The following is an 11,995-nucleotide window of genomic DNA, read 5'->3' on the forward strand; positions in this document are numbered from 1 at the left end:
GTCGATCTTCGAGTATGCCCGCCGCGACCGCACCGCTCGCCGGGCGAACGCGTGGGCCAGGTAACTTGACAGCCGCTCTTGAGGGCGAGAGGAGACGCGCGTGGTGGAACCGGCAAGCCTCAAACGGCCGCGCAAGCACACCAAGGAACGGCCGCCGACGGCGATGGGCCGGTTCTGGCTGCGGCTCGCCGCGATCGTGTTCTACCCGCTGACCGCGCTGCTCTCCCGAGTCCGGGTGCACGGGCTGGCGAACGTCCCCGCGACCGGCCCGGCGCTGCTGGTGCTCAACCACGTGTCCCACCTGGACCCGATCTACGACGCCGTCACCGTGCACCGCGCGGCGCGGATCCCGCGGTTCATGGCCAAGAACACGCTGTGGAACGTGCCCGTGCTGCGCAACGTCCTCACCGGCGTCGAGCAGATCCCCGTGTTCCGGCAGACCGCGGACGCGCGCAAGAGCCTGGAAGCCGCGCACGGCTCCCTCGAAGACGGCAAGATCGTGATCATCTACCCGGACGGGACGGTCACCAGGGACCCCGACGGCTGGCCGATGACGCCGAAGGCGGGCGTGGCCCGGCTCGCCCTGGAGCACGACGTGCCGATCGTGCCCGCCGCCCGCTGGGGCACCCGCGGCATCTACGACCACTACGCGAAGAAGTTCCGCCCGTTCCCGCGCAAGACCGTGCACGTGCGCATCGGCGAACCCCTCGACCTCGGCGAGTACCGGGGCCGTGCCGCCGACCCGCAAGTGCTGCGCGAGATCAGCGAGCTGGCCATGGGCCGGGTGCGCGACCTCCTCGGCGAGATCCGCGAGGAGCAGCCGCCCGCCGGCTTCTACTCCCCGGTGCGCCGCCGCGAACCCCGGAACGACGATGACCGGGCCTGAGCCCGCCGCGCAGCGGATCGCGGTGCTGGGCGCCGGGTCCTGGGGCACCACCTTCGCGAAGGTCCTCGCCGACGCGGGCAGCGACGTCGCGCTGTGGGCCCGCCGCGCCGAGATCGCCGAGCGGATCAACACCGAGCACCACAACCCCGGCTACCTGCCGGGCGTGCCGCTGCCCGCATCGCTGCGCGCCACCGACGACGCGGCGGCGGCCATGCACGGGGCCGACGCCGTGGTGCTCGCGGTGCCCAGCCAGACGCTGCGGGAGAACCTGGCCGGCTGGCAGCCGCTGCTGCCGCCCGACGCGACCCTGGTCAGCCTCGCCAAGGGCGTCGAGCTCAGCACCCTCAAGCGGATGAGCGAGGTCGTCGCCGAGGTCGCCGACGTGCCGATGGCGCAGGTCGCCGTGGTGTCCGGCCCGAACCTCGCCAAGGAGATCGCCGCCGAGCAGCCCACCGCCACCGTCGTCGCCTGCACCGACCACGACCGCGCGGTCGCGCTGCAGGCCGCCTGCTCCACCGGCTACTTCCGGCCCTACACCAACACCGACCTGGTGGGCATCGAACTCGCCGGGGCCTGCAAGAACGTGATGGCGCTGGCCTGCGGCATGGCCGCCGGGCTCGGGTTCGGGCACAACACGATGTCCTCGCTGATCACCCGCGGCCTCGCCGAGACGACGCGGCTGGGCGCGGCGCTCGGCGCGGAACCGATGACCTTCGCCGGGCTCGCCGGGCTCGGCGACCTGGTCGCCACCTGCACCTCGCCGCTGTCCCGGAACCGGACGTTCGGCGAACGCCTCGGCCGCGGTGAAACCCTGGAGCAGGCGCAGGACGCCACCCACGGGCAGGTCGCCGAAGGTGTCAAGTCCTGCTCGTCCATCCGGGCGCTCGCCGCCCGCCACGGCGTGGAGATGCCGATCACCGAGGTCGTGCACCGCGTCTGCCACGAAGGGCTCGCGCCCGCGCCCGGTGCCGCGATGCTGCTGGGGCGCGACCCGAAACCGGAGTGACCCTCCGCTCGACCGGCGGAGTTCGCGGACCTGCGGGGTTAGATTGCGACCGGCCGCCCGTTCGGGGCGGACGAGCGCGAGGAGGTCGGCAGTGGACGACGGCACCCGGTACGGCGACGGCACCCGCTGCGTGCACGGCGGGCACGGCGACCCGGAACCCGGGGCACCGCTCGCGCCCGGTCCGGTGTTCGCCGCGCCCTACCACCTCGGCGAGCCGGCGGCCGACTTCTACGGCCGCGCCGGGAACCCCACCTGGCGGGCGCTGGAGAGCGCCATCGGCGAGCTGGACGGCGGGGAGTGCGTGCTGCTGCCCTCCGGCATGGCCGCGATCAGCACCGTGCTGCGGGCGGTGCTGCGCGCCGGGGACGGGCTGCTGGTGCCCAGCGACGGCTACTACGCGACCCGGCAGTTCGTGCACGAGGAGCTCGCCGAGCTCTCGCTGCACGTGCAGGAGATCCCCACCACCGGCCCGTGGCCGCCGGAGCTGTTCGACGGGGTGCGGCTGGTGCTGCTCGAAACCCCGTCCAACCCGGGCCTCGACGTCTGCGACATCGCCGCGCTCGCCCGGCTCGCGCACCGGGCCGGGGCGCTGCTGGCGGTGGACAACACCACCGCGACGCCGCTCGGGCAGCGGCCCCTGGAACTCGGCGCCGACCTCGCGATCGCCAGCGACACCAAGGCCCTGACCGGGCACAGCGACGTGCTGCTCGGGCACGTCTCCACCGCCGACGCGGAGCTGGCGGCGCGGCTGCGGCGGGCCCGCACCCTCTCCGGTTCCATCCCCGGCCCCTTCGAGACCTGGCTGGCGCACCGCAGCCTCGGCACCCTCGACCTGCGGCTCGCCCGGCAGGCGTCGAACGCGGCCGCGCTGGTGGCGGCGCTGCGCGGGCACCCCGCGGTCACCGGGCTGCGCTGGCCGGGGCTGCCGGACGACCCGGCGCACGAGCTGGCGAGCGCGCAGATGCGGCGCTGGGGCGGGGTGTTCCGCTTCGAGCTCGCCGACGCCGACGCCGTCGCCGAGTTCGTCCGCCGCAGCGAGCTGGTCGTGGCCGCCACCAGCTTCGGCGGGCTGCACAGCACGGTGGACCGGCGCGCCCAGTGGGGCGATCCGGTGGCGCCGGGCTTCGTGCGGTTCTCCGCCGGGTGCGAGGACCCGGACGACCTCGTCGCCGACGTCCTCGCGGCGCTCTCCTGAGCCACCTCTTCCTGAGCCTCCTCGGAGTGATCATGCTCGGTGCCGCTTACCCGGTGGTGTGACGCGAGCGCAATCGGCTTGACGGGTTCCCTTCGGCGCTGGTTCACTACGCGGCGTGTTGCGAGCCATGACCGATGGACGAGGTCACATCGACCTGCGCCGGGTGGCGAGCGCGCTTTGTCTGCAGCGGTGATCGATCCCGCTGCCGTGGTGAGACCCGGACCCCGCGAGACCCGCTGAACCAGCTGCCTCCCGAAGAGGTCCGGACCGCGCCGTCCCCGAGACCGCGCCGCCACACCGCCCGATCCGCGACATCCACCGGAACGCCGCCCGCCCGGCGGCAGGTCCGGGCGGCCCGCCGATCGCGCGCCGGGACACGTCACCGCCACCACCCGGCCTCCGACCGCACGACCACCGAGGATTCCCCGTGTTCGCCGTACCCCCTGACACCATCGCCGCCGTCGCCGACCGCGCCATCGCGCACCCCGTGCGGATCGCCCGCGAACTCGCCGCCGACCGGCTCGGCTGGGCGCACCTGCTGCGCTACGACCCCGAACAGCGCTGGGCCGGACTGCTGGAACGCACCGCCACCCACGAGGCCTGGCTGCTGAGCTGGCTGCCCGGCCAGCGCACCGAACTGCACGACCACGGCGGTGCCGCCGGGGCGTTCACCCTCGTCTCCGGCAGCGTCACCGAACGCGTCGTGCGCAGCACGCCCACCGGACCCGTCGAGGAGTGGCACGCGCTGGAGACCGGGCAGTCCCGCGTGTTCGGCCCCGACCACGTGCACCAGGTGCGCAACGACGGGCCGGACCCCGCGGTCACCATCCACGTCTACCGCCCCGGCCGGACCCGGATGACGCCGTACTCGCTGCACCCGGTGGACGGCCTCACCCGGCTCTGACCGGGGACGCCCGTCCCCGTGGCGGGCGCGCGGTGGCATCATCGGGAGGCCGAGCGGGAGGAATCCTGAGATGCCACATCCGGTGCCCGCGGCGAGTTCGCCGCTGCTGGAACCGGCCGTCGAACTGCGCCGCGACGACGCCCGTCCGCTGGCGGTGCAGCTGGCCGACGCGCTGCGCCGCGCCGCCGCGCTCGGCCAGCTCCGCGGAGGCGATCGGCTGCCCTCGACGCGCGCGCTGGCCCGGCACCTCGGCGTCAGCCGCACCGTCACCGCCGCCGCCTACGAACAGCTGCACGCCGAGGGCTGGATCGTCGGCAGGCACGGCTCCGGCACCTACGTCACCACCGCGCCGCCCGGAGCGCCCGGCACCCCGGCGGAGTTCGCGGCGGGGGTCGCGGACCGCGGCGGCGCGGGGACGGTGCGGCTGGTCCCGGGGATCCCGTGGACCGGCGGCATCGACCGCGCCGCCTGGCGCCGGGCGTGGCGCGCCGCCGCGGACCGCGAACCGGACGAGACCCGCCGGGTCGCCGGCGCCGACCAGTACCGGGACGCGGTGGTGGAGCACCTGCTGCGCCACCGCGGCATGACCACCGGCGGCCCGCACCTGGGCACCGTGATCGCCACCGGCGGCACCACCGCGGCCCTCGCGGAGCTGGCCGCGACCGCGCTCGGCCGCGGTGCCACCGTCGCCGTGGAGGAACCCGGCTACCAGCGCGCCGTGCAGACCCTGCTCGCCGCCGGGGCCCACGTGGTCCCCGCCCCGGTGGACCACGGCGGGATCGTGGTGGAGGCGATCCCGCGCGGTGTGCGCGCCGTCTACTGCTCCCCGGCGCACCAGTACCCGATCGGCGGCAGGCTGCCCGCGGAACGCCGCGTCGCGCTGGTGGAACGCGCGCGTGCGGAGGACTGGCTGATCGTGGAGGACGACTACGACGGGGAGCTGCGCTACGACGTGGCGCCGCTGCCCGTGCTGGCCGCGATGGCGCCGGACGTGGTGGTGCACCTGGGCACCACCAGCAAGATCCTCACCCCGACGCTCGGCGTCGGCTGGATGCTCGGTCCGGACCGGCTGGTCGCCGGGGTGCTGGAGCACCGCGAGCGCACCAGCACCGGGCCGGCCCCGGCCGGGCAGCGGGTGCTCGTCGAGTACGCCCGCAACGGTGATCTGGGGCGGCACCTGCGCAGGTTGCGCCGCGAGCTCTCGCAGCGGCGCGCGCTGGTCGTGGCCCGGTTGGCCGAGGCCGGGGTCGAGGTGTCCGGCGACGAGGCGGGCGCGCACGTGGTGCTGCCGCTGCCGTCCGCCGCGGCCGAGCAGCGCGTGGTGGAGCGGGGGAACGAGCACGGCATCGTGCTCGACGGGCTGCGCAGGCACCACCACGGACCGCAGCGCTGGACCGGGATCGCGCTCGGCTACGCCTCGTGTTCGCGCGCCGACCTGGAGCGATCGCTGGAACTGGTGGCCCGCTGGTGCGGCGAGGAGGCCGCTGGCGGCTCCCACGCGTGCGGGTAGGGTCCCGCGCATGACTGAGCGCAAGACCAGGGTGGCCGTCGTCTTCGGCGGACGGAGCACCGAGCACGGCGTTTCCTGCCTGTCCGCGGGCAGTGTCCTGAGCCACCTGGATCGGGAGCGCTTCGAGGTCGTCCCCGTCGGCATCACCCGCGAAGGCGCTTGGGTGCTGGGCACCTCGGACCCGGCGGAGCTGGCCATCCGCGACCGGCAGGCGCCGGAAGTGGCGCAGGGGACCGCGGTCGCGCTGCCCGGCGACCCGACGCGGCGGGACCTGATCCTGGTCGAGCCGGGCCGCGGCGGCGAGGTCCTGTCCGAAGTGGACGTCGTGTTCCCGGTGCTGCACGGGGCTTTCGGCGAGGACGGCACCATCCAAGGCCTGCTGGAGATGGCCGACGTGCCCTACGCCGGGCCGGGCGTGCTCTCCAGCGCGGTGTCGATGGACAAGGAGTACACCAAGAAGCTCCTGGCGGCGGAGGGCATCGAAGTCGGCACCTACGAGGTGCTGCGCCGCGACCAGTCCACTTTGGACGAAGCGCGCCGGGAGCGGATCGGGCTGCCCGCCTTCGTCAAGCCGGCCCGCGCCGGCTCCTCGCTCGGCATCACCAAGATCACGGACTGGGCCCAGCTGGACGACGCCGTCGCCGAGGCCCGCCGCACCGACCCCAAGGTGATCATCGAGAAGGCCGTCGTCGGCCGCGAGGTCGAGTGCGGCGTCCTCGAATTCCCCGACGGCCGCGTGGAAGCCTCGCTGCCCGCCGAACTCCGCGTCACCGGCGAGGCCGACTGGTACGACTTCGACTCCAAGTACCTCGACGACGTCACCGAGTTCGACATCCCCGCCAAGGTCGGCGACGACACCGTCGAGCAGCTGCGCGCCACCGCGATCACCGCGTTCCGCGCTCTGGAGTGCCAGGGCCTCGCCCGCGTGGACTTCTTCGTCGCCGAGGACGGCGGGCTCATCGTCAACGAGGTCAACACCATGCCCGGGTTCACCTCGATCTCGCTGTACCCGCGGATGTGGGCGCAGACCGGGGTGGACTACCCGACGCTGCTGACCACGCTCGTCGACACCGCGCGGGCCCGCGGCACCGGGCTGCGCTGACCGACCGGCTCACGGACGCCGGGACGCGGGGCCGCCCGCCGTCGACACTCGCGCGGCGGGTCCCGGAGGACGGCCGATCAGGGGAAGACCGGCTTCGCGGGCAGCGCCCGCAGCCGGTCCGACAGGTCCTGCACCGGACCGCTGCCCGAGTTCTCCGGGGCGGTCAGCGCCACGTACACCGGCCGGTCCACCGCCAGCCACGAGGTGTTCCCGGCCTCGGTGATCCGCAGCCACTGCACCCCGTTGATCTGCACCAGCGGCGAGGTCGGCGTCAGCTCGGCGGGCGCGGGCAGGCCGCAGCGCACCGTGATCGGGTCGTGCTCGGCGTCGCCCCACGCGACCGCGCCCGGCGGCACCGGGTCGGCCAGCTCGCGGCGCGGAACCCGGGCGTCGTCCACCGCCAGCTCGGCGGGCAGCTCCGCGAGCAGCTTCGCGCACTCCGGGCCCTCGGCGCCGGGGGAGGGGATGGGGGGCAGGGCCAGCGGACCGGTGCGGCGGGCCTGCTGCACCGCCTCCACCGCGTCCTGCTGCCGCTGCTCGGAGAACCGGGACACCAGCCCGAGCGAGATGACGCCCAGCGCCAGCAACCCGCTGAGCGCGAGCGCCGTGATCAGCACCGGGCGGGGGAACCTGGGATGTTCGTCGGCCACCCGGCCACTACAGCACGCGCGACCGGAATGCCCGGAAGCGGGCGCTCACAGGTGTACGACCGGACACGTCAGCGTCCGGGTGATGCCTTCCACGTTCTGGATGCCTGCGACGACCATCTTGCCCAGCTGGTCGACATTCTCGGCCTCGGCGCGCACGATCACGTCGTACGGACCTGTCACGTCCTCGGACGTGATCACGCCGGTGGAGCCGGAAATCTCGGCGGCGACGGCGGCGGCCTTGCCGACTTCGGTCTGGATGAGGATGTATGCCTGAACCACGGCGTGCCCCTTCGTCTCGGCCTGGTGCGCGGGGTAGGAAACTGGGAGAAAGCTACCCCATCGGGCCGAGCGGATGCTCAAGAAAGGGAGGTCTGACGTGGGTTCGGACACTTCGGCGCAGGACCAGACCGTGTCCGAGGCCGGTGAGTTCGGCCTCATCCAGCGGGTGACCTCCGGGCGGGCCCAGCCCGCCGCGACCCTGCTCGGTCCCGGTGACGACGCCGCGGTGCTCGCCGCGCCGGACGGCCGGATCGTCGCCACCACCGATGTGCTGGTGGAACAGGTGCACTTCCGGCTGGCCTGGTCGACGCCGCACCAGGTCGGGCGCAAGGCCGTGGCGGTGAACCTCTCCGACGTGGCCGCGATGGGGGCGGTGCCGACCGGGCTGCTGGTGGGGCTCGGCTGCCCGCCGGACACTCCGACCTCGGTGGTCGACGAGCTCTCGGCGGGCATGTGGGAAGAAGCGCAGCGCGTCGGCGCCGGGCTCATCGGCGGGGACATGGTGACCGCGCCCGCGCTGACGATCTCCATCACGGCGCTGGGCGACCTGCAGGGCCGCACGCCGGTCACCCGCTCCGGGGCGTGCCCCGGCGACGTGGTGGCCGTGGCGGGGCGGCTCGGCTGGGCCGCCGCAGGACTGGCGGTGCTGGGGCGCGGGTTCCGGTCGCCGGTGGCGGTGGTCGGGGCGCAGCGGGTGCCGGAGCCGCCGTACGCGGCGGGTCCGCTGGCCGCGGACGCCGGCGCCACCTCGATGATCGACGTCTCGGACGGGTTGCTGGCCGACCTGGGGCACGTCGCGGCGGCCGCGCAGGTCGGCATCGACCTGCGCGACGAGCTGATCGAAGTGCCGCAGCGGTTGACCGAGGTCGCCTCGGCGCTGGGCGCGGACGCCCGGCACTGGGTGCTCACCGGCGGCGAGGACCACGCGCTGGTGGCGACCTTCCCGCCGGAGCAGGCGCTGCCCGAGGGCTGGCGCGCCGTCGGCGAAGTCGTGGAGGGCGAAGGGGTCACCGTGGACGGCGCGACCTACGAGGGCGCCGTCGGCTGGGAGCACTGGCGCTGACCACCTGAGCCGCTCCGGACGGCAGAAGGCCCGGCGGGGAGTTCCCGCCGGGCCTTCGCACGCATCCGCTCAGCCGGTCGCCGGAGCGGAGGTGCCGGGTGAGTCGGCCTCCTCCATCAGCGGTTTCCGCGCCGTCTCCTTCATCAGCAGGATCGGGACCAGCGCGACCACCGCGGCCCCCATCAGGTAGAACGCCGGGAAGAACGAGTTCCCGGTGTAGGTCACCGCCCAGTCGTTGATCAGCGGTGCGGTACCGCCGAACGCCGCCGTGGACAGGTTGTAGCCGACGCTGAACGCCGCGTACCGCACCTTCGTCGGGAACATCGCGGGCAGCGTCGCCGCCAGCGGTCCGATCAGCTGCAGGTGACCCACGCCCAGCAGCGTCAGCCCCAGCATCGTGGTGAGCATCGTGCCCTGCGAGATCAGCAGGAACGCCGGGTACGGCAGCACGATGAAGCAGATCGCCGCGGACAGGAACAGCGGCTTCCGCCCGATCCGGTCCGAGAGCGCGCCGACCGGCGTGATCGCCGCCATCATCAGCGCCACCACCAGGAGCAGCGGCACCAGCACCTCGTACTCCCGGCCCTCCGGGATCTGCAAGGTGTCGGTCAGGTAGCTCTCCATGTAGGTCAGGATCGTGTAGTTCGCGACGTTGATGAGCACCACGACGCCCATCAGGATCAGCAGCGGCCGCCAGTACTCGCGCACCAGGGACTTCAGCGGCGAACGGGCCAGGTTGTCGCTCTGCTCCAGGTTCTTGAACGCCGGCGTGTCCTCCAGCTTGGACCGCAGGTAGAGCCCGATCAGGCCGAGCGGTCCGGCCAGCAGGAACGGGATCCGCCAGCCCCAGGACTCCATCGACTCGGCGGGCAGGACGAGGATCAGGATCGTCGGCACCAGCGCGCCGAGACCGAATCCCGCGAGCGTGCCGAATTCGAGCCAACTGCCGTAAAAACCGCGTTTCCGGTTCGGTGCGTACTCGGCGATGTAGGTGGCCGCGCCACCGTATTCACCACCGGTCGAGAACCCTTGCACCATCCGGCACAACAACAGCAGAACGGGTGCGAGAAGTCCGATCGTGTCGTAGTTCGGCAGGCAGCCGAGGATGAATGTCGATCCGGACATCAGCAGGATCGTGATCGCCAGCACCTTTTGGCGTCCGATGCGGTCCCCCAGCGGACCGAAGAACATGCTCCCCAGGGGACGCAGCAGGAACGAGATCGCGAATACGCCGAATGCGGAGACCGTCTCCCACGGTCCGGGGAAGAACTGGTGGCCCACGTAGGCGGCGACGTAGGCGTACACGCCGAAGTCGTACCACTCCGTCGTGTTCCCGATTGCCGCGGCGCCGACCGCGCGCCGGAGCAGTGATCGCCGTTCCGGGGTGAGCTCTTCCGTTTCCTGTGCAGTCATGAGGGTGTGTGCCACCTCCGGGTCGTGCCGTCCACGGTGCGTGAACACGTTTGGAGTACTGGGGAACTTAGCCCAGCGGCTCCCTCCTGGCCACCAAAACGGCTACTTGTGTCCGTTTCGATAATTGTGGTCATGCCTAATGCATCACCTCGCAGTCGCTTTGTGCCCTGCGGTGGCCGAGGTGGTGGCCGAGGCCGAAACGCTGGTCACGGGCGGTTATGGAGATCTCGATCGTTCGGCCGGAGGAATGGCTCGCCCGGGGGTCGATGATGACGCGCCGCTGTGTGGGGCACAACACGTTGACGGCTCCGCGGTGCTGCCCGCCGGGGCGGCGGGAAGTGGATCGAGCGCGCTCGCTAGAGTGCGCGACCATGGCACGTCCGCTGCACGAGGTCGTCGAAGCCGGTTGGGCCGAGGCGCTGGAACCCGTCGCCGACCGGATCGCCGCGATGGGGGACTTCCTGCGCGCCGAGGTCGCCGCCGGGCGGCAGTACCTGCCCGCGGGGGACGACGTGCTCCGCGCCTTCCGGCAGCCGTTCCGCGACGTGCGCGTCCTCATCGTCGGCCAGGACCCGTACCCGACGCCCGGGCACCCGGTCGGGCTCAGCTTCTCCGTGGCGCCCGGCGTGCGGCCGCCCAAGAGCCTGATCAACATCTTCCGGGAGTACTGCGACGACCTGGGCCATCCCACGCCCACCAGCGGTGACCTGACGCCGTGGACCGAGAACGGCGTGCTGCTGCTGAACCGGGCGCTCACCGTGCAGCCCGGCAAGTCGGCCTCGCACCGCGGCAAGGGCTGGGAGGCCGTCACCGACCAGGCGATCCGGGCGCTCGCCGCCCGCGAGCAGCCGATGGTCGCGATCCTCTGGGGCAACGACGCCCGCAGCACCCGGGAGCTGATGCCCGGCGTCGAGCGGATCGAATCGGTGCACCCGAGCCCGATGTCCGCCGACCGCGGCTTCTTCGGCACCCGGCCGTTCAGCCGGGCCAACGAGATCCTGCGGCGCGCGGGCGCCGAGCCCGTCGACTGGAAGCTGCCCTGACGGTCGCCGCACCGGCCGGCGGCGACGCGCTGTGACGACCTCAGTCGTGGCGACCCGCCGGGCCTGAGTGCGCGCGCGGGGCCCCGATCCCGCTCGGCGGCCCGCCCGCCGCGCTCGTCCGCCCCGCCCCACCAGCTCGAACGCATCGACGACGGTCCCCGCAGACGCCCTGCGGCAGGGGACCGGGCGTGCTCTCCCGTGCGCTCCGGATCAACGCACCGTGATCGGAACCGGCCCGCCCCACCTCCCGTTTCGGCGGATGGTTTTCGCCCGGCGCCGGTCGTACATTCGACCCTTGCGGTGGACTTGTGCTCGCCGACGGAAGAAGGCTCGTCATGGGTGCCGGCCCGGTCAGTGGAGGAGTCCTGGCGCGGCTGCGGCGCGGGGTGTGGCCCGGGGCCAACCCGCTGCGCCGCCGGACCGACCTGTTCGAACCCGTCGCGCTGCTCGTGCTCTCGGCGGCGGCGGTGGTGGTGCTGATCTGTTCGTTCGTCGCGTCCCAAGCCGTGCTGCGGGACCACTTGGGGCAGGTGAACGCCGAACGCGCCCAGCGCCACGAGGTCACCGCCCGCGTGCTCTCCGACGTGCCGGGGCAGGACTCCGCCGTCGTGCGGTCCGTCGCCGTCGGGTGGGGGCCCGAACCGCAGCGCGTGGCCGTCGTCGAAGTGCCCACCGGGACCCGGCTCGCCGACACCCTGCAGATCTGGGTCGACCCGCAGGGCCGGCCGGTGCCGCCGCCGCGCACCCGCTCCGAAGCCACCCAAGCGGCCGGGACCGCGGGGGCCGCCGTGCTGCTCGGCTCGGGCCTCGTGCTCGGCGGGCTGTTCGCCGCCGCGCGCTGGTACGTGGGCAGGCGGCGGTTGGCGGCGTGGGAGCAGGAGTGGGCGGAGATCGGTCCGCGCTGGCGGCACCACCACCCCTGAACCTTGGCCGGACGCGCAAAA

Annotated in this window: 12 protein-coding genes; 9 read left to right on the forward strand and 3 right to left on the reverse strand. The window is 73.3% G+C overall.

Annotated elements, in window-relative coordinates; all coding sequences use genetic code 11:
* Positions 1–100: 100 nt before the first annotated feature.
* From H1226_RS05585 to H1226_RS05610, 6 genes are all read left to right on the forward strand, one after another.
* Positions 101–886: a lysophospholipid acyltransferase family protein gene (locus tag H1226_RS05585; RefSeq protein ID WP_224967109.1), complete on the forward strand. Its 786-nt coding sequence runs from the start codon at positions 101–103 to the stop codon at positions 884–886.
* Complete coding sequence (locus tag H1226_RS05590) at positions 873–1,892, forward strand: NAD(P)H-dependent glycerol-3-phosphate dehydrogenase (RefSeq protein WP_258347650.1); 1,020 nt, start codon at positions 873–875, stop codon at positions 1,890–1,892. Before H1226_RS05585 ends, H1226_RS05590 begins: the two co-directional genes overlap by 14 nt.
* Positions 1,893–1,983: 91 nt before the next feature.
* Positions 1,984–3,087: a cystathionine gamma-lyase gene (locus H1226_RS05595; protein WP_258347653.1), complete on the forward strand. Its 1,104-nt coding sequence runs from the start codon at positions 1,984–1,986 to the stop codon at positions 3,085–3,087.
* 427 nt (positions 3,088–3,514) lie between these two features.
* On the forward strand, positions 3,515–3,991 hold the full coding sequence (locus H1226_RS05600; RefSeq protein ID WP_258347655.1) for a cysteine dioxygenase: 477 nt from the start codon (positions 3,515–3,517) through the stop codon (positions 3,989–3,991).
* A gap of 70 nt (positions 3,992–4,061) precedes the next feature.
* Positions 4,062–5,501, forward strand: coding sequence for a MocR-like pyridoxine biosynthesis transcription factor PdxR (gene pdxR, locus H1226_RS05605; protein ID WP_258347657.1), 1,440 nt, complete (start codon positions 4,062–4,064; stop codon positions 5,499–5,501).
* Positions 5,502–5,511: 10 nt separating this feature from the next.
* Entirely contained in the window at positions 5,512–6,603 is a 1,092-nt protein-coding gene (locus tag H1226_RS05610; RefSeq protein ID WP_224959236.1) for a D-alanine--D-alanine ligase family protein, read from the forward strand.
* 77 nt (positions 6,604–6,680) lie between these two features.
* Here the strand turns inward: H1226_RS05610 and H1226_RS05615 are convergent, their stop codons facing one another.
* Entirely contained in the window at positions 6,681–7,253 is a 573-nt protein-coding gene (locus tag H1226_RS05615; RefSeq protein ID WP_224959235.1) for a DUF3515 domain-containing protein, read from the reverse strand.
* Between the two features lie 45 nt (positions 7,254–7,298).
* Positions 7,299–7,532 (reverse strand): Lrp/AsnC ligand binding domain-containing protein, encoded by a 234-nt coding sequence (locus H1226_RS05620; protein ID WP_184481871.1) that lies wholly within the window; start codon positions 7,530–7,532, stop codon positions 7,299–7,301.
* Positions 7,533–7,629: 97 nt separating this feature from the next.
* Between H1226_RS05620 and H1226_RS05625 the strand changes: the two genes are divergently transcribed.
* Positions 7,630–8,595, forward strand: a complete 966-nt coding sequence (locus tag H1226_RS05625) for a thiamine-phosphate kinase (RefSeq protein ID WP_224959234.1) — start codon at positions 7,630–7,632, stop codon at positions 8,593–8,595.
* A 69-nt stretch (positions 8,596–8,664) separates the two neighbouring features.
* On the opposite strand, the gene H1226_RS05630 is transcribed toward H1226_RS05625, so the two are convergent.
* Complete coding sequence (locus H1226_RS05630) at positions 8,665–10,008, reverse strand: MFS transporter (RefSeq protein ID WP_258347660.1); 1,344 nt, start codon at positions 10,006–10,008, stop codon at positions 8,665–8,667.
* A 371-nt stretch (positions 10,009–10,379) separates the two neighbouring features.
* Here H1226_RS05630 and H1226_RS05635 point away from each other — a divergent pair, with 371 nt between their 5' ends.
* Together H1226_RS05635 and H1226_RS05640 are read left to right on the forward strand one after the other, a co-directional pair.
* The gene (locus H1226_RS05635) at positions 10,380–11,051 is read left to right on the forward strand and encodes a uracil-DNA glycosylase (protein WP_224959230.1); all 672 of its coding nucleotides are present in this window, start codon (positions 10,380–10,382) and stop codon (positions 11,049–11,051) included.
* A 335-nt stretch (positions 11,052–11,386) separates the two neighbouring features.
* Positions 11,387–11,974 (forward strand): Rv1733c family protein, encoded by a 588-nt coding sequence (locus H1226_RS05640; RefSeq protein ID WP_224959229.1) that lies wholly within the window; start codon positions 11,387–11,389, stop codon positions 11,972–11,974.
* Positions 11,975–11,995 lie beyond the last annotated feature (21 nt).

Origin of the sequence: Saccharopolyspora gregorii (genome assembly GCF_024734405.1) — a bacterium.
GTDB classification, from domain to species: Bacteria; Actinomycetota; Actinomycetes; order Mycobacteriales; family Pseudonocardiaceae; genus Saccharopolyspora_C; species Saccharopolyspora_C gregorii.

Bases quoted from the DNA above. Each gene is read 5' to 3' on its own strand.
- H1226_RS05590 (WP_258347650.1), top strand. From the start codon at position 873: ATGACCGGGCCTGAGCCCGCCGCGCAGCGGATCGCGGTGCTGGGCGCC.
- pdxR (WP_258347657.1), top strand. From the start codon at position 4,062: ATGCCACATCCGGTGCCCGCGGCGAGTTCGCCGCTGCTGGAACCGGCC.
- H1226_RS05610 (WP_224959236.1), top strand. From the start codon at position 5,512: ATGACTGAGCGCAAGACCAGGGTGGCCGTCGTCTTCGGCGGACGGAGC.
- H1226_RS05630 (WP_258347660.1), bottom strand. From the start codon at position 10,008: ATGACTGCACAGGAAACGGAAGAGCTCACCCCGGAACGGCGATCACTG.
- H1226_RS05635 (WP_224959230.1), top strand. From the start codon at position 10,380: ATGGCACGTCCGCTGCACGAGGTCGTCGAAGCCGGTTGGGCCGAGGCG.
- H1226_RS05640 (WP_224959229.1), top strand. From the start codon at position 11,387: ATGGGTGCCGGCCCGGTCAGTGGAGGAGTCCTGGCGCGGCTGCGGCGC.